Genomic DNA, 16,940 nt, shown 5'->3' with positions numbered 1-16,940 from the left:
GAGGTTTTCCCGTTCATGCCCATGCGTCATTTCTGGTGTGTGTTACGTGTAGCATCGTATATCCCCACACCGCTTTTGAGGCGACCTGCAGGGTGTTCTTTATATATTTCTTCCCCATGCAGTGTGGCGCTTTCGGGAACTTCTTCGTAGATTGTGAAAATCTCTTTCAATGGCTTCTTTACGGAGCATGCCTTTCTTTACCACGATGCGTCTCTTTCCGAGATTATCTACCGTGTATGTTCCGGCCATGGGTGACCCCGATGAACTTACGCTCAAATCCTATATTAACCATGGGCCGGAATACGGAGCACGATTATAATAACCACAGTCCGAAATGCAGAACCGCGCTGAAATTTCAAAATGGAGGAAAAGAGAGCTCAGACCTTAATTCCACCCATGACGAGGGCCATGACGGCCTTCTGGGCGTGCAAGCGGTTCTCGGCCTCGTCGAAGACGACGCTGTTCGGTGAGTCAACGACGTCGTCGGTGACTTCCTCGCCGCGGTGGGCCGGGAGGCAGTGCATGAAGATGTAGTCAGGCTTCGCGTGCTTGACGAGGTCCTTGTTCACCTGGAACGGCTGGAATATCTTTCTCCTCTCCTCGGCCTCGGCCTCCTGGCCCATGCTCGCCCAGACGTCGGTGTAGATGACGTCCGCGTCCTTAACCGCCTGAACCGGGTCGTGGAGGAGCTCGAAGCTGCCGCCGCTCTCGGCCGCGTTCTGCTCGGCCCACTTGATGACCTTCTCGTCCGGCTCGAAGCCTTCGGGAGTTGCAACAACAACGTTGGCACCGAGCTTGGTTCCGGCTATCATGAGGGAGTGGGCGACGTTGTTTCCATCTCCAACGTAGACTATCTTGAGGCCAGCGATACGGCCCTTCTTCTCAAGGATGGTCTGGTAGTCAGCGAGGGCCTGGCACGGGTGGCTGAAGTCGCTCAGACCGTTGATGACCGGGACGCTGGCGTACTTGGCGAGGTCCTCGACGTCCTTGTGGGCGTAAACCCTCGCCATCATTCCGTCGACGTACCTGCTGAGGACGCGGGCGGTGTCGGCGATGGTCTCGCCGCGCCTGAGCTGGAGGTCGTTGGCGTTGAGGTAGAGGCCGTATCCGCCGAGCTGGTAGATTCCAACCTCAAAGGAGATCCTTGTTCTGGTTGAGGGCTTCTGGAAGATCATGGCCAGGGTCTTGCCCTCAAGAACGCGGTGCGGCTTGCCGATTTTGTTCCATATCTTCATCATCTCGGCCGTCTTGAGAATAGTCTCAATCTCCTCCCTCGTAAAGTCCTGAAGGCAGAGAACATCCCTTCCTGCAAGGCTAACCACCATGTGCATCACCGTCTAAAGCTGGAGCCCGGTTTTAATAACCCTTTCGTCGGAGAAAGTGGGATAGGACTGAAATCTTTTGAGCATCAATGCACGCTGGCTTTCCAAATGTAATGAACACCGCCGCATTCTTTGCCACTTGCAGTACTTCCGATAAGGATGTGTCATACTTTTATAGTCGCCGGTAGAAAGCCTTTTAAATGATTATGAAGACATTTGTTTTTGAGGTGATTGCCTGTGGGTGATTTGAAAAATGCCAAAATGATGGGTGGCATCGGAGCCATCCTGACCGTTGTGGGCCTCGGCTTCATAGGCTTCATCCTGAAGCTCTTGGCAGTTAAGAACATCGCCGAGGCTACAAACCGCGGAGAGATATTCAGCAAGTACCTCTGGGCCGCCATACTGAACATAGTGGCCAGCCTGATACTTGTGGGAACCATGTGGGGCGCGATACTGGGTGCCTCCGAATCGCCAGAGTTCGGCCTGGGTATGATGGGTGCAGGCGGCATTATCGCAGTGATTCTCATGATAGTCGGTGTATGGTTCATGAAGCAGAGCTACGACATGATATCCGAGGAAACCGGGGTGGGAATGTTCCACACGGTCGCACTGCTGTACATTATCGGTGCAATCCTGATGATAGTTCTGATCGGCGGACTGCTTATTGTCATAGCGGCAATCCTTGAGATAATCGCGTTCTTCTCGTTGCCCGACGAGATATCCAAGCCCGTCGAAGAACCCGCACCGGTTTAGTTTTTTGACGATATTTTCTTTTTTGATTTTTCGATGTACCATTTTGACATCCTTTCTATTGGTTTCGGAGAGAACTCTTTTATAGCATGAACCTCGTACATGTATCTGGTGATACCATGGAAAATCTGAAAAACGCCCGAACATGGGGTGGCATTGGCGCCATATTCAGTCTCTTTTACGTGACCTACCTGGTGGGTTTTGTTCTGAAGCTCTTCGCGGTTAAGAACATCGCGGAGGCAACTAAGAAGGAAAACATCTTTAAGGACTACATATGGGCAGCCCTGCTCAACATAACCGCCAGCCTGATCCTTTCCTGGGCTTTCTACAACATGTGGGACAAGATGGCAGACGTCATCCACGACCCCGAGAAGGTGGCCGAACTCACATCCGCCTTCGGAACGTGGAGCCTTATTGCAGTGGTCATAATGATAATCGGCGTCTGGTTCATGAAGAAGAGCTACGACGCCATAGCTCGGGAAACAGGCGTGGGGACTTTCCACACGGCAGCGCTGTTCTACCTTATGGGTGCTATACTCACGCTTATCATGGTGGGCTACTTCTTCATCATGGTTGGTGCCATCATGGAGATAATGGCGTTTTTCGCCCTCCCGGAGGAGCTTCCCGGCGCAGTGAGCGAGGCACCGACACCGGGGTCTGTACCGGAAAAAGCTGAGGGCACCGGGAATGCCGAAGTCTCAGAGGAGCCCGTGACTTCTGAGGAGGAACCTGCCGAGGCCACTGAGGACGTCACTGAGGAAACCCAGCAAGAGTAGACTCCTTTTGGGAGCTCTATTCTCACCATTCAATTTTTTAGTCCAAGGTAAACCTAATAAACCCCGGACTCTTCTATCTCCGGTGGCATGCATGGGGGATGGGATCAGGGTTACCCTTGTCAATTATACGAAAAAACCTCTCGAAACCGTCACTTGGGCGGCGCTCATAAGCTACTGGGGTGAATGGGAGACGGAAGCGTTCGAGCGCATGGGCGAAGGGGACGTTAGGATGCATCTGCCCCGGGTTTTGGGGTATGGTCACGAGTCAATACTGGAGCACGCGGTTCTCACCTTCGCGATCGAGGGATGTTCTCGGACGTGTTCACACCAACTTGTGAGACATAGACTTGCAAGTTATACCCAACAGTCACAGCGCTATATAAAATTGAACCCCAACGACGTCGAAGAGACCTTCGTAATTCCAGAGAGCGTGAAAAAAAGGCCGGAACTTTATGAGAAGTGGCGGGAGCTTATGAAGAGGACCATAGAGCTCTACGAGGAGAGCTATAAGTCAGGTGTCCATCAGGAGGACGCGCGCTTTATCCTCCCCCAGGCGGTTAGGACAAAGATGGTGATGACCATGAACCTCCGCGAGCTCAAGCACTTCTTCGGCCTGAGGGCGTGCGAAAGGGCCCAGTGGGAGATAAGGGAAGTCGCCTGGAAGATGCTGGAGGAGATTGCAAAGAACGATGACCTCAGGCCCGTGATAAAGTGGGCGAAGCTCGGGCCCAGGTGCGTCCAGCTCGGCTACTGCCCCGAGGGCGAGCTCATGCCGCCGGGCTGCTGGAAGAGGACAAGGGAAAAGTGGGCAAAGATTGCCAAAATATGAACTATTTTTCATAAATCTTTTGATGTGAACTTCTAGTGGCCCAATAATATTTGGGTAGGACAGTGCAGGTGAGACCTTTCATGCTTTTTGTTATGCTACCTTGCCTATTATTGGACTATATTACCAATATTAACAATCTAATCGCCATAACCGTTCTAAAAAGACTTTTATATTGTACCACTGATACATATTGGTGGCATGCTTCATGTAGTACAGTAAAGGGTGTTGAACCATGAGTGACTTCGGGGTTCTGGCCCTGCTACCTCCGCTGGTGGCCATTGGCCTTGCCATCCTAACGAAGAGGGTTCTGTTCGCTTTGTTTTTTGGTGTATGGGTGGGCGGACTGCTGGTGGCCGGGGGAAACCCCGTGGGGGCCACGACTGAAACCCTAAAGTGGATAGTCTTCAACATAGCGTCCGCCTGGGAGGAGAACGGGCAGATCGTTACCGACCTCTGGAACACGAGGATCCTCCTCTTCGACGCACTCATAGGTGCAGGGGTAGCGCTGATATACAAGGCCGGCGGCATGAACGCCATAGCGAAGGCGGTGACGCGGAAGGTTAAAACGAGCCGTGCAGCCTCGCTGATGGCGGCTATCTTCGGAACGATAATATTCTTCGACGACTACACCAACACCATCATCGTCGGCAACACAATGAGGCCCATCACGGACAGGGCGAGGGTTTCGAGGGAGTTCTTGGCCTACGCGGACGATTCAACCGCCGCTCCGGTGGCGGTTCTGGCGGTCGTCTCCACCTGGATAGGCTACGAGCTCGGCCTCTTGAAGGACGCGATAGCGAGCGTCGGTGCGGATATAAGCGCCTACTCAGCGTGGTTTGCCAGTTGGCCCTACAGGTTCTACCCGATTCTGGCAATCATCCTGGTTTATCTCGTTGCCGCCACCCACAGGCACTACGGCCCGATGCTTCACGCTGAGCAGCGTGCCAGGACCGAGGGCAAGGTCCTCCGCGATGGGGCGCAGCCGATGATGACGACGGAGGTGGACGTGGGGATGCCCATAGAGGGCAGAGAAAGCGTCTGGGTGTTTATACTACCTGTTGCGGCCCTTGTCTTCATGACGTTCCTCGGCCTGTGGGTTACCGGCGGAGGCAGCGCCGCTTACGCCAAGGGTGGCTTTCAAGAGGTTCTCTCCAACGCGGACTCAACGTGGGCCCTCGTCTGGGGTTCGTTCTCCATGGTCATCGTCGCTATGGCCCTCATCCTGGCCATGAAGATAATGACCTTCGAGGATGTCGAGCACACCCTTGTTGCCGGAATGAAGCAGATGCACTTCGCCATGATGATACTCATCCTCGCGTGGAGCATCAAGAGCGCCTGTGACGCGGTTGGCACCGCCGACTACATAGTTAGCGTCGCATCGAACGTCCTTTCGCCGGGGCTGGTGCCCTTTGTGGTTTTCGTGGTGGCGGCGTTCATCTCCTTCACGACAGGAACGAGCTGGGGGACCTTCGCGATAATGATGCCGATAGCGGTTCCCCTCTCCTACGGGCTCAGCGGGAGCTTTGGACCGGTCGTCTACGCCAGCATCGCCTCGGTCTTTGCCGGCGGCGTTTTCGGGGACCACTGTTCACCAATCAGTGACACAACCATCATGAGCTCCATGTTCTCAGGCTGCGACCACATCGACCACGTGAACACCCAGATACCTTACGCCCTCACCGCGGGCTTCGTCGGCGCCGTTGTGCTCCTGCTCTTTGCCGCGGGGCTGAGGAACGGCTGGCTGCTGCTCGCCATTGCGGTACCGCTCCTCGTTGTGCTCCATCGCTTCCTCAGTGAATGGTACGGCAAAAAAGCTGGAATTCCGCACGGAAAGGTCCATCTCTACGCTGTTGAGGACTGATTTCTTTTTTCTTTCCTCCTGCACCGGGTTCCAAACCAACGGTTTAAGAAACGCTTTTTATATCTCTTTCTATGGTTTCTGTGGGGATAAACGTGAAAACGAAGAGCTGGGAAGTTGAAATCTCTCACCCGTGGGAAAGCCTTCAGGTTATCCTCAGCGAGCCTGAGAAAACCCTTCCGTTCTTCCCGTACTTCGAGGGTATCCAGGGCGACAGGGTTCGCTTCAAAGTCCCGAGGTTCGTCTTCAACTTCGGCTACGAGTTCAAACTAACCGTGGGATTCCAGGAGCACCGTGCCGTTTACACGTTCACCGGGGACAGGGGATACTCACAATAACCTTTGAGGTGGTCGGGGGAAGGCTGAGGGTCTCCGCGAGCTGGGCAGGGTTCGGCGAGGCGCTGATGGGCAAGCCGCTGGATAACTTTGCAAGGGGGATAGCTGGGGCCATTAGGGACTTCTGCAACGCCCGGGCAAGCTGTCCCGTGGCGAAAATACGGAACGGCAGGGGCGTCGTTGAGAGGGTGACCCCCGAAACCGCCCCAGCCCTGATAAAACGGGTCTCGTGGGAGCTCAAGGGAGGGGACTTCCTTCTGGAGGGACGTGCGGAGGATGGAACGTTTCTATCCGCTGCTGTCCGCGGCGGAAAGCTCACCCGACTCACTGTGAGGGACCCGGAGGGTAAAAAGAGCATTATAGAGGCCGATGTTCCTGTGCTGGAGCTGGGAAGCGACCTCTTTGAGGGGCTGCCCCTCAACAGGGAGTTCACAATAGAAGTTAAGAGGGCCTAAGGCCCGGTCTCTCCTGCTATTTCATCTATTGCCTTCTTCAGCTCGTCGTAGGCTTCCTCAAGCGACTCCGGAATGACCTTGGTGTCGGCTATAGCCGGCATGAAGTTCGTGTCCCCGTTCCACCTCGGCACTATGTGAAGGTGCACGTGGTCGTCTATGCCCGCCCCCGCAACGCGGCCGAGGTTCACACCCATATTGAAGCCCTGTGGATTCATGGTCTTCTTCAGGGCCTTTATCATGAGCTGGGAGAGCTTCATTATTTCAAGAAGCTCTTCCTCGGTCAGGTCTTCCCACTTCCCAACGTGCCTGTAGGGGGCTATCATGACGTGACCGGGGTTGTAGGGGTAGTTGTTCATGATTACAAAGCAGTGCTTCCCGCGGTGGAGGATAAGTCTCTCCCTATCGCGGTTCTCCTTCGGGAAGTCGCAGAAAATGCAGCCATCGTGTTTGGGTGAGCGTATGTACTCGATCCTCCATGGTGCCCAAAGGGTTTTCATAACCTCACCTCCAGTGGGAGAAACGGGGGTAGGTTAAAAGCTTTTTTGGGGTGGTGGGAGGGGCCACAATCATCCAACAAAGCTTTTAACTCCCGGCCTCTACTCACTCCGGGTGATAGGTATGAAGCAGAGAAAGGGACTTCTTATAATCCTCGATGGTCTCGGAGACAGGCCGATAGAGGAGTTCGGGGGAAAGACCCCACTGGAGTACGCTGACACTCCGAACATGGACAGGCTCGCTAGGATGGGAATCCTCGGCCAGCAGGACCCCATAAAGCCCGGACAGCCGGCCGGCAGCGATACCGCCCACCTGAGCATCTTCGGCTACGACCCGTACAAGGTTTACCGCGGCAGGGGCTACCTTGAGGCCATGGGGGTTGGCCTCGACCTCAGCGAGGACGACCTGGCCTTCCGCGTGAACTTTGCCACCATAGAGGACGGAATCATCACCGACAGGCGCGCGGGCAGGATAAGCACCGAGGAGGCCCACGAGCTTGCGAAGGCTATTCAGGAGAACGTTAAGCTCCCCGTGGACTTCATATTCGTCGGTGCGACTGGCCACAGGGCCGTTCTGGTTCTCAAGGGCATGGCCGCGGGCTACCGCGTCGGGGAGAACGACCCCCACGAGGCAGGCAAGCCGCCCCACAGGTTCACCTGGGAGGATGGGGAGAGCAGGAAGGTCGCGGAAATCCTTGAAGAGTTTGCCAGAAAGGCCCACGAGGTTCTGGACAAACACCCGATAAACGAGAGGCGCAGGAGGGAGGGGAAGCCCGTCGCCAACTACCTGCTCATCCGCGGCGCGGGAACCTATCCGGGCATCCCGATGAAGTTCACCGAGCAGTGGAAGGTCAGGGCCGGGGCAGTCATAGCGGTCTCCCTCGTCAAGGGTGTGGCAAGGGCGATAGGCTTTGACGTCTACACACCGGACGGAGCTACCGGCGAGTACAACACAGATGAGATGGCCAAGGCCGGGAAGGTCGTCGAACTCCTGAGGGACTACGACTTCGTGTTCCTCCACTTCAAGCCGACCGACGCGGCCGGCCACGACAACAACCCCAAGCTCAAGGCCGAGATGATTGAGAAGGCCGACAGGATGATAGGTTACATCATCGACCGCATCAACCTCGAGGACGTCGTGATAGCGATAACCGGCGACCACAGCACTCCATGCGAGGTCATGAACCACAGCGGCGACCCGGTTCCGCTCCTCATAGCCGGCGGTGGCGTCAGGGCCGACCACACCGAGAGCTTCGGCGAGCGCGAGTGCATGCGCGGCGGCCTCGGCAGGATAAAGGGCCACGATATCGTGCACATAATGATGGACCTCATGAACCGGAGCGAGAAGTTCGGGGCCTGATGTCCTTTCTTTGTTTTAGTTTAGTCTGTTTGTAGCATGGAATTCTCCAGTATTCACACTCTCAGATGGCCTTTCTAAACGTCGATTTGGTTGCTTTATATGAGTGGTTACCAAAAACTTTATAAACCATGCATGCATATGTAATATTGAACTTACACATGGAGAGGTGAAGAGACATGAGGAAAAAGATTTGGGGTATCGCCCTGTTGATGTTGGCTGCCCTGGGGTTCACCCTTGGGAGCGTGGCAGCGTGGCACGGGACTCCAGGAGAGAACCCGTACGCCGGTCGGACAACCGCACCCATGCTTAACAGTACTATGGAGACGTACTACTCCGACCTCAGCCAGGAGGAGATAGATGGCCTGCTGTACATGGCCGAGGAGGAGAAGCTCGCACGTGACGTTTACCTGACGCTCTACGAGCAGTGGGACCTTCCGGTGTTCGGCAACATAGCGAGGAGCGAGCAGATGCACATGGACGCGGTTCTTTCACTGATAGAGAAATACAACCTGACCGCTCCAGAGACTCTCGACGAGGTGGGTGTCTTCCAGAACGACGACCTTCAGGCCCTCTACGACCAGCTGGTTGAGATGGGAAGCGTAAGCCAGGAGGACGCACTTAAGGTCGGCGCACTGATAGAGGAGACCGACATAAAGGACCTCGAGGACTGGATAGCCCAGACCGACAACGAGGACATCAAGCAGGTTTACGAGAACCTCATGGCGGGCAGCGAGAACCACCTCAGGGCCTTCGCCGGCCAGCTTGAGGTTATGGGTGTAGACTACACCGCGCAGGTATTGCCCGTGGAGCAGGTGGACGAGATACTCGCCTCCGCCCCCGACCATGACAGTGGAATGAAAGGCGCTGCCGCGGGCATGATGGGCGCCCGCCACGGCGACGCGGGAACCCAGGGCGGTATCATCGATGGAATCGCCAACATGTTCAGGCACGCCTGGGGCTGGATGAAGGGCTTTGCCCACAGGGTTGGAATGCCTCTCTGATGTTTTTCCCTTTCTAACTTTCCGGGAGGCGAACCTTATGGAAGTCAAGTCCCGAGTCTGGCACTTCGTTGAGTATGGTGAGTTTCCGCTCGAGGAGATAGACGTTGAAGAGGTAAGGGAAGACGCCCTGACCCTGCTCGGGCGCGTTAAGGTGGAGCGCTACGGGACTTCAAGGGAAACGGTGCTCAAGCTGCTCGACGAGTACGGCAACTACATCGGCAAGGTGGTCGGCTGTGAGCTCTCCCGTGTCACCATAGGAAGCGCCTATCAGACGCCCTTCGGAGTCAAGGTCACCCTGGACTGTGGGGATAAAATCGTCGGCTGGCTCTACCTGGGGGTGTGAAGGTGCCGAGGGGATTCGGTCCTGCACTGGGCCCCATGCACGGAAGGCGCGGCTGGGGATTCGGCTGGTGGGGCCTCGGGATATTTGCCATCTTCGTCATGTTCGCAAAACTTGCATTCCTCCTGCTCCCGTTCCTGCTCCTGGGAGCGTTGCTGTATGCAATAATGAAGAGATGAGGTGATTGAGATGAAAAAGAACTGCAACTTTAAATGCCCACCGGAGGTGGGAGAATGAGGGCCTCGGCCCTCGTCAGGGGTGTCATCGACCTCCTGCTGACGGTCGTGTTCGTCGTAGTGCTGGTGACCGGAATCGGGCTGTACCTTGCACCCAGCGGCAGAATCGCCGATACCATCGGCTGGACCTTCCTGGGCATGGACAAGGACACACTCACCAACGTCCACACCTACTTCGGCTTCGTCATGGCGGGCCTGGTGTCGATACACCTGGCGATAGGCCTGAAGAGCATGGGGGTGATGCTGAAGTCAGCTTTCAGGGGATCCAGGTTCAAGGTGGCCGCGGCCTTCGTGATTCCACTGCTCCTGCTCGCCGCTGGCTACCAGGCCTTTGCAACGTACGTCGTGGAGGAAGAGGAGGAGAGCACCGACTACACTTACGAGGACTATTCCTACGAGGACAACACCACTGTGTACATAACGGGCACGATGATGAAGTACTACACCTTTGAGCAGCTCGCCCAGGAGTTCAACGTCCCGGTTACTGATCTGCTGGAACAGCTAAAGGAGCGTGGGATAGAAGCTAGCGCCAACGACACCCTAGCCGAAATAGAGTATGAATATGACCTTGATAGGGAGGAGTTCAAGGCGATGCTCGAGGAGATAATAACCGAGCTGAGGGGTGAAGAGGGGTGAAGAAGCTGGGCATCCTGGTAGCTGGCCTGCTCCTACTCGCGGTATTGGGTGCTGGTTGTATAACGGGGGACTCAACGATGGAAACTACGACGGTCTCCCCCAGCGGAGGACCTCCCGAGGACAGGGGGTACGGTGGAATCCCTGGGGACGGCTACTCGGAAGTTCCCAACGTCTCGGCGATGCCCTATCAAGAGCTGAGCCAAGACGAAATCGACGCCATACTCTACATGCGAGAGGAGGAGAAGCTCGCCAGAGACGTCTACCTCGTGCTGTACAATAAGACTGGACTTCCGGTGTTCCAGAACATAGCGAAGAGCGAACAGACCCACATGGATATGGTGCTCTCGCTCATAGAGAAGTACAACCTCACCGACCCGGTGGAGGGAATGGGCGTCGGGGAGTTCAACAGTACCGAGATGCAGAACCTCTACGAAGAGCTGGTCTCCAAGGGAAGTGCGAACGAGGTTGAGGCCCTCGAGGTCGGCGCGCTGATAGAGGAGATAGACATCAAGGACCTTGAGGAGTGGCTGAAGAGAACCGACAACGAGGACGTAAAGGCGGTCTTCGAGAGCCTCATGACGGGCAGCGAGAACCACCTCAGGGCCTTCACGAGGCTGCTAGAGAACCGGTACGACGTAACCTATTCCCCCCAGGTTCTGAGCCAGGAGGAGTACTTCAGCATAGTGGGCCGCTGAGACCGGAAACCTTTTTATCCCTTCCTTTCCTGATTTTTATTTGGTGCTTCGATTACACAGTGGTCAAGAGTGATAGCCATGGTACAGACGATCGAGGAGCTCGTGAAGGTGGGCGAAGCCCTCGGCAATCCCGTGAGGGTCAGGATACTCAAGATGCTCTGCGAAAAGGAGTGGTACGTCTACGAGCTGGCCAAGGAACTGGGCATATCAAGGCAGCTCCTCTATCTCCACCTCAAGAAGCTCGAAAAGGCCGCGCTGGTGGAGAGTGAGCTCCGCCTCGAGCCTGGCGACCCGAGGGCGAAGAAATACTACCGCGCGAAGCAGTTCAGGATAGTCATCGACAACGAGCTGTTGAAGAAGCTGGAGGAGGTGTAATAAATGCCGTGGGGAGGTGAGCCAATGACAACCCCGAGCGGGTGGATAAGCATAATCCTGGGCCTGATAATCCTCGTCGTGCTCATATTCGCGTTCTACCAGGTGAACAAGACCCTGGGCGAGTTCAAGGTCGAGCTCGAGAAGCTGAAGAGCGCCCTTGAGGAGACGAGGAGAAACACAGAGGAGGTTAAGAAAAAGCTTGAGGAAGTCTGATTCCCCACTTTTGTACCCCACATTTTAGCGTTCAGACCGAAACCTTAAAAGGGATTAAGCGCTTCTGTTTATTAGGTGATAGCTTGAGCGCTTTTAGGGATCTGAAGGTTATCGGCGATGATAGGGTAACGGCCATCGGTCTGGGAACTTGGGGTATAGGCGGCTACGAGAGCCCCGACTACTCCAGAGACGATGAGAGCGTCGAGGTTCTGAGGCACGGCCTTGAGCTGGGGATCAACCTCATCGACACGGCCGAGTTCTACGGGGCAGGCCATTCCGAGGAGCTCGTCGGGAGGGCAATCAGGGGCTTCGACAGGGAGGAGCTTTTCATAATCAGCAAGGTCTGGCCGAGCCACTTCGGTTACAGCGAGGCGAAAAGGGCCGCGAGGGCGAGCGCAAAGCGGCTCGGCACCTACATAGACCTATACCTCCTCCACTGGCCCGGGGATAGCTGGAGGAAGATAGAGGAGACGCTCCACGCGCTGGAGGAGCTGGTCGATGAGGGGCTGATAAGGTACATCGGTGTGAGCAACTTCGACCTTGAGTTACTCAAACGCTCCCAAGAGGCCATGAAGAGGTACGAGATAGTCGCCAACGAGGTGAAGTACTCGCTCAGGGACCGCTGGCCCGAAACGAGCGGCCTGCTCGACTACATGAAGCGGGAGAAGATTGCCCTTATAGCCTACACGCCCCTTGAGAAGGGCTTCCTCGCGAGGAACCCCTGCCTGGCGGAGATAGGGAGGAGGTACGGTAAAACGGCTTCTCAGGTCGCGCTCAACTACCTCATCTGGGAGGAGAACGTTATCGCGATTCCCAAGGCGGGGAGAAAGGAGCACGTAGAGGAAAACTCCGGGGTGATGGGCTGGAGGCTGAGTAAGGAAGACAGGGAGAAAGCGAGGGGGTGTGTCTGATGTTCGGATACAAGAACAGGCTAGCGCGCGTGAACCTGACCACTGGGAAGGTCAGCTACGAGGAACTCCCCGATGAGGTCATAAGGAAGTTCATCGGCGGGAAGGGCCTCGGCTACTACCTGATCTACCGCGAGGTTCCCCCGGGGACCGACCCGCTGAGCGAAGCGAACAAGTTCGTCTTCGCCCCCGGCGGATTAACCGGCCTCATTCCGGGTTCGAGCAAGGTCATAGCGGTGAGCAAGAGCCCCGAAACGCGCTTGATAAGCGACTCCAGCGGCGGGGACGCCTTCGGGCCCAAGCTCAAGGGTCACTTTGATGCGCTGGTCATAGAGGGAAAGGCCGAGGAGCCGGTTTACCTCTACGTGAGCGATGGCGAAGTCGAGATCAGGGACGCGAAGCATCTCTGGGGGAAGGGCAACTACGAGGTTGCCGGGAAGCTGTGGAAGGAGCACCCGAAGGCGAGTATAGCCTCGATAGGCCCCGCCGGGGAGAGGCTGAGCAGGATAGCCAACGTCATCTACGACACCGAGAGGGCCAGCGGCAGGGGCGGCCTCGGTGCAGTCCTCGGGAGCAAGAAGGTCAAAGCGGTTGCCGTCGAGCCAGGTGAAAAACCCGGGGTTGCGGAGCCGGAAGAGTTCCAGAGGCTCTGGCGGGAGTTCTACGACCACTTCGTCACCGACCCCAAGTACGAGCACAGCAGGAACTACGGCACGAGCGATGGGTTAAGGAGCTCAGCTTCCCTCGGCATGAGCCCGGCCTACAACTTCTCAAGGCCCCACATACCTGACGAACTGGCGAGCAAACTGGCTGGAGACGAGGTGAAGAAGTACGAGGTAACCCCTGAGTGGTTCGTCCACGGCAAGAGCTGTCCGATAAAGTGCGCCCGCTACGTCGAGGTGGAATACAGGGGGAGAAAAATCCGCGTCAAGCCCGAGTACGAGAGCATAGCGATGCTCGGCGCTGCCACAGGGGTCTTCAACTTTCCAGCCGTTGCGTACTTCAACTGGCTGGTGAACGACCTCGGGCTTGACAGCATAGCTACCGGCAACACCCTCGGATGGCTCTTCGAGATGGTCGAGCGCGGTCTCGTCGGAGAGGAGGAGATAGGCTTCCCCGTTAAAGGCTGGGGCGACGAGGAGGCCGAGGAGAGGCTAATAAGGCTGATGGCCGAAAGGAAAGGCATCGGCGCGGTTCTGGCGGACGGTGTGAAGAGGGCCTGCGAGAGGCTCGGCAGGGGTTGCGAGTTCGCGGTACACGTCAAGGGCATGGAAAGCCCCGCCTGGGACCCGCGCGGAAGGAGAACCTACGCTTTAAGCTACGCCACGGCAGACGTCGGAGCGAGCCACCTCCGCGGCTGGCCGAGGCCCCACCAGCTTCCGAACCAGGGGCCTGCGAAGGAACTGGTGCCCTCGCTCATCGAGGCGAGGGACGAGAGCTACATCACCGACATGCTCGGAACCTGCAAGTTCGTGTCCTACAAGATGGAAGACCTGGCCAGGTTCTACTCCCTCGCGACGGGCGAGGAGTGGACAGTGGAGGAGCTCAGGAAGGTCGCCCAAGCGGTTGAGAGCATCGCGCGGATACACGACGCCCTCGACTGGGTCACGCCGCCGCTCGACGACGTAATTCCGCCGCGCTGGTGGGAGCCGGAGCCGGACGGGCCGGCGGAGGGCAACAAAGCTTTCATTGACCACAACGACTTCCTTGAGGCAAGGAGGGAGTTCTACAGGCTCAGGGGCTGGCACGAGGAGCTTGGCGTCCCCCTGCCCGAGACGATGGAGGAACTCGGCTACGGAGAGTTCAGGGGAGATGCGGAGAGGGCGCTGGAGGTCGTGAGGAAGAGAATGGAGTTCGGGCGGGATTGAACCATGCGAAGAGCAGAGAATCGGCCCTGTTATTCCCCTTTTCGCCCTTATCAGTACGAGCGGAACAGATGCCATCAGCGTGCCAATCAGGGAGGAGTAGGCCAGCTCACCAGCTCCAGGGACCCGGGTAAGTGCGCATCAACGCCCAGCCCATCAAACACGGCGGCGGCCTGAAAGGTAAAAACTATGGAATAAAAAAGGGCGTAGAGGGGGAAAGGCAATCTCCCGGGTAGAATGAAGAGGAGCCCGTAGAGGATGATAGAGAGAATGGGTAGCTGGACCCTCGGAATACAAAAAATAGAGGCAGGCATTCAGGGTATTAACCGTGAAACACAGTATGGGGTGGGTAGACAGATACTGAAACGTCTATGTCTTTGGGTGATTTTGTTATTACTGTATAGTCGGGGGTTTTGAAATAGAACTCTCCACTTACCCTGTATTTGAAGACACCGAAATACGTAGTGGTAGCTGTTGATGTGGTTTTCATGGTAGTGGCCGTTTTCATGTAGAAAGAACGACCCCACGCGGGAGGGTCCCTCCACCAAGATTTTTTCTTGAAGTCATATGCATGGAAATCCACGTAGCTGTTAGGATCTGCAGTGTGGGTATCAATCCTAAAGTAGTAACCATCGTTTGTGTTTACGGAATATGATCCAACGTGTCCGTCCGGAAGGAAATCGTCTATTATCTCATGTGTGTGCCCTCGACTTACGTGGAGGTCAAGATCCTTAACTGCAACCGCTGATGAGGATACATCCCCACGAAGCTTTGTTTGGGCATAGTACTCAATAGTATTCTGGTCAATCACGCAATAATAATAGAACCCCTTAAATTCAAGATACCCGCTCTGTCCGAGATAGGAGACAGTATGAGTTATATAGTCAATACTCCCGGCATAGTTCCAGTTTACGTTGGGTTCGATGCTCGATGCAATTTTAATGTCCGAAACCTGAGCCCTAAAGTGACCTTCCGCAAATTCTGTAAACTTTCTCTGAATGAGAGAATATTCCCAAGGCTTTGCCCCTTGAACTATGTAATATGCAGGAATGTACGTCCCATTACCTGCTGGTCTCAGGGCTATTCCAATGAAAGTTATGTTATTCATGGTGTCGAAGTTTAAAGTAAGTGTTACCGGGAGTCCCTTAAGAAAAGCACGGGCTTGAATTTGTGCGTTGGGACCTGTGAAAGCTTTTGTCAGAGGTTGGGATGGCAGAATTGGATGGATGGGCTTTTGTACCTCCTCAGGGACACTCCCCGTAGTCGCCCCCATCACCAGCAGTCCGAGGAGGACTGCCAGCAGAAACTTCCGCTTCAAGTGCTTCACCTCCGAGGAGCTATCATAATTTACCCTATATGAAGTTTTCCTTCTGCTATTCGTAGAGCTCCTTTCTTTTTTCGAGTATGAATTTATTTAGTGAGTTTTATAATGGGAACAGACCAAAAGAAAGGAGAGTAATCGAGTAATTTAGTGAATACATCCGAACAAAAAGCGAAAGATCAGCCCTTCAAAAACGCCTCCACGAGATTTCTCGTCTCGTTGAAGGCCTCCAGCGGGACACCCTTCGGCAGTCCGCCGACTTCTCCCTTCACGTCCTTGAGAACTCCCTCTCCCGCTCCCAGGAACATGCCCTCGCTCACTATTCCGCGGAAGTTGGCCGGCGGGAGCAGAGCGACGGCCACGCGGTTCCCTTCTTTAACGCTCAGGTCGTTCGTAACAACGGTAATGGCTCTGTCGCCGATGTTCACGTTGGTGACGAGAAGCCTGTCTGCGTTTGGGTGCTTCCCTACGCTCATAACCTCGCCGACCTTTATGTCAACGGCTATGACCGGGTCGTTTATCTTCCCGAGGGCGAGGCGCTTGTCAAGGCCGAGGATGGTGTTCAGGAAGAAGCGGACCTTTGCAACCTGCTCCTCGACCTTCTCGCGCTCGCTCTTGTCCGCCAGGCTGATGAACTTGTGGTGCCAGTCCTCTCCACCGAGGGCCTCGATTATACCGCTGGCCTTCTCCTTCAGTGCCTTCATCTGCGGTGTCTCAATCAGCTCCTTCGGCTCCACGTAGCTGTACCTCATCGCCTGTATCTCGGGAATCATCTCCTTCGCCAGCTGAATCGCTCCCTTCTTGTTCCACTTCCCCTTGAACTTCGCGCCCTCTACCGTCTTCAGGAACAGCTCCACCGATTTCTCCGCCACCAGTAAGCGGTAGTCCTTGCTCGTGTCCCACATAGCTCTCACCCTCCAGTGCCTCTAAAACGCGGTTCTTAACGCTTTCGTCCCTTATTCCCTCGGCTATCGAGCGTGCCCTGGCCTTGTCGCCCCAGCGGGCGTAGGCCAAGGCCACCTCGCCGAGAAGTTCCGACGCGATTTTATCGTCCTTGATAACGCCCGCCAGAATCAGCGGCTCCTCCAGGAAGCCTATGCGCAGGAAGCGCCTTGCTATTCCCCCCAGCTCCCTGTCGGTCGGCCTGAACTTTCCGACGAAGACTATCTCA

At 55.8% G+C, this 16,940-nt stretch carries 20 protein-coding genes; 16 read left to right on the top strand and 4 right to left on the bottom strand.

The window, feature by feature from the left end; genetic code table 11:
• Positions 1-377: 377 nt before the first annotated feature.
• Positions 378-1,325: an ornithine carbamoyltransferase gene (argF, locus tag E3E42_RS04735; protein WP_167903190.1), complete on the bottom strand. Its 948-nt coding sequence runs from the start codon at positions 1,323-1,325 to the stop codon at positions 378-380.
• Between the two features lie 234 nt (positions 1,326-1,559).
• Here argF and E3E42_RS04730 point away from each other — a divergent pair, with 234 nt between their 5' ends.
• The 6 genes from E3E42_RS04730 to E3E42_RS12160 all read left to right on the top strand — a co-directional run bounded on the left by E3E42_RS04730 (position 1,560) and on the right by E3E42_RS12160 (position 6,325).
• Entirely contained in the window at positions 1,560-2,075 is a 516-nt protein-coding gene (locus tag E3E42_RS04730; RefSeq protein WP_167902994.1) for a DUF996 domain-containing protein, read from the top strand.
• 86 nt (positions 2,076-2,161) lie between these two features.
• On the top strand, positions 2,162-2,848 hold the full coding sequence (locus E3E42_RS04725; RefSeq protein ID WP_240913626.1) for a DUF996 domain-containing protein: 687 nt from the start codon (positions 2,162-2,164) through the stop codon (positions 2,846-2,848).
• 91 nt (positions 2,849-2,939) lie between these two features.
• Positions 2,940-3,677, top strand: a complete 738-nt coding sequence (gene thyX / locus E3E42_RS04720) for an FAD-dependent thymidylate synthase (protein ID WP_167903188.1) — start codon at positions 2,940-2,942, stop codon at positions 3,675-3,677.
• 232 nt (positions 3,678-3,909) lie between these two features.
• Positions 3,910-5,538, top strand: coding sequence for a Na+/H+ antiporter NhaC family protein (locus E3E42_RS04715; RefSeq protein ID WP_167902991.1), 1,629 nt, complete (start codon positions 3,910-3,912; stop codon positions 5,536-5,538).
• A 71-nt stretch (positions 5,539-5,609) separates the two neighbouring features.
• Positions 5,610-5,873, top strand: coding sequence for a hypothetical protein (locus tag E3E42_RS12165; RefSeq protein ID WP_370519598.1), 264 nt, complete (start codon positions 5,610-5,612; stop codon positions 5,871-5,873).
• 8 nt (positions 5,874-5,881) lie between these two features.
• The gene (locus E3E42_RS12160; protein ID WP_370519597.1) at positions 5,882-6,325 is read left to right on the top strand and encodes a hypothetical protein; all 444 of its coding nucleotides are present in this window, start codon (positions 5,882-5,884) and stop codon (positions 6,323-6,325) included.
• Here the strand turns inward: E3E42_RS12160 and E3E42_RS04705 are convergent.
• Positions 6,322-6,822 (bottom strand): HIT domain-containing protein, encoded by a 501-nt coding sequence (locus E3E42_RS04705; protein ID WP_167902989.1) that lies wholly within the window; start codon positions 6,820-6,822, stop codon positions 6,322-6,324. The genes E3E42_RS12160 and E3E42_RS04705 overlap by 4 nt on opposite strands.
• 121 nt (positions 6,823-6,943) lie before the next feature.
• Here E3E42_RS04705 and E3E42_RS04700 point away from each other — a divergent pair, with 121 nt between their 5' ends.
• The 10 genes from E3E42_RS04700 (at position 6,944) to E3E42_RS04655 (ending at position 14,451) form a co-directional block, all read left to right on the top strand.
• Positions 6,944-8,179: a 2,3-bisphosphoglycerate-independent phosphoglycerate mutase gene (locus E3E42_RS04700; RefSeq protein ID WP_167903186.1), complete on the top strand. Its 1,236-nt coding sequence runs from the start codon at positions 6,944-6,946 to the stop codon at positions 8,177-8,179.
• A gap of 176 nt (positions 8,180-8,355) precedes the next feature.
• Positions 8,356-9,180, top strand: coding sequence for a DUF2202 domain-containing protein (locus tag E3E42_RS04695; protein ID WP_167902987.1), 825 nt, complete (start codon positions 8,356-8,358; stop codon positions 9,178-9,180).
• Positions 9,181-9,217: 37 nt separating this feature from the next.
• Positions 9,218-9,523 (top strand): hypothetical protein, encoded by a 306-nt coding sequence (locus tag E3E42_RS04690; protein WP_167902985.1) that lies wholly within the window; start codon positions 9,218-9,220, stop codon positions 9,521-9,523.
• A gap of 2 nt (positions 9,524-9,525) precedes the next feature.
• Positions 9,526-9,699 (top strand): hypothetical protein, encoded by a 174-nt coding sequence (locus tag E3E42_RS04685; RefSeq protein ID WP_167773433.1) that lies wholly within the window; start codon positions 9,526-9,528, stop codon positions 9,697-9,699.
• Between the two features lie 54 nt (positions 9,700-9,753).
• On the top strand, positions 9,754-10,392 hold the full coding sequence (locus tag E3E42_RS04680; RefSeq protein WP_167902984.1) for a translation initiation factor IF-2 N-terminal domain-containing protein: 639 nt from the start codon (positions 9,754-9,756) through the stop codon (positions 10,390-10,392).
• On the top strand, positions 10,389-11,087 hold the full coding sequence (locus E3E42_RS04675; RefSeq protein ID WP_167902983.1) for a DUF2202 domain-containing protein: 699 nt from the start codon (positions 10,389-10,391) through the stop codon (positions 11,085-11,087). The genes E3E42_RS04680 and E3E42_RS04675 overlap by 4 nt, the downstream gene beginning before the upstream one ends.
• Before the next feature lie 78 nt (positions 11,088-11,165).
• Complete coding sequence (locus E3E42_RS04670) at positions 11,166-11,462, top strand: winged helix-turn-helix domain-containing protein (protein ID WP_167903184.1); 297 nt, start codon at positions 11,166-11,168, stop codon at positions 11,460-11,462.
• A gap of 3 nt (positions 11,463-11,465) precedes the next feature.
• Positions 11,466-11,675, top strand: a complete 210-nt coding sequence (locus E3E42_RS04665; RefSeq protein ID WP_014788094.1) for a hypothetical protein — start codon at positions 11,466-11,468, stop codon at positions 11,673-11,675.
• 83 nt (positions 11,676-11,758) lie between these two features.
• On the top strand, positions 11,759-12,586 hold the full coding sequence (locus E3E42_RS04660) for an aldo/keto reductase (RefSeq protein WP_167902982.1): 828 nt from the start codon (positions 11,759-11,761) through the stop codon (positions 12,584-12,586).
• Positions 12,586-14,451 carry an aldehyde ferredoxin oxidoreductase family protein gene (locus E3E42_RS04655; protein WP_167902981.1) on the top strand — a complete coding sequence of 622 codons (1,866 nt, stop codon included), beginning with the start codon at positions 12,586-12,588 and terminating at the stop codon, positions 14,449-14,451. Before E3E42_RS04660 ends, E3E42_RS04655 begins: the two co-directional genes overlap by 1 nt.
• A gap of 319 nt (positions 14,452-14,770) precedes the next feature.
• Here E3E42_RS04655 and E3E42_RS04650 read toward each other — a convergent pair whose 3' ends face one another.
• A complete protein-coding gene (locus E3E42_RS04650) occupies positions 14,771-15,775 on the bottom strand; it encodes a hypothetical protein (protein ID WP_206206004.1) in 1,005 nt (334 codons plus the stop codon).
• Between the two features lie 173 nt (positions 15,776-15,948).
• Positions 15,949-16,674, bottom strand: a complete 726-nt coding sequence (locus E3E42_RS04645; RefSeq protein ID WP_167903182.1) for a tRNA-binding protein — start codon at positions 16,672-16,674, stop codon at positions 15,949-15,951.
• Between the last annotated feature and the right edge of the window lie 266 nt (positions 16,675-16,940).

It is taken from the genome of Thermococcus sp. JdF3, assembly GCF_012027495.1.
Lineage (GTDB): Archaea > Methanobacteriota_B > Thermococci > Thermococcales > Thermococcaceae > Thermococcus.
This window is presented reverse-complemented; position numbering and strand designations above follow the sequence as displayed.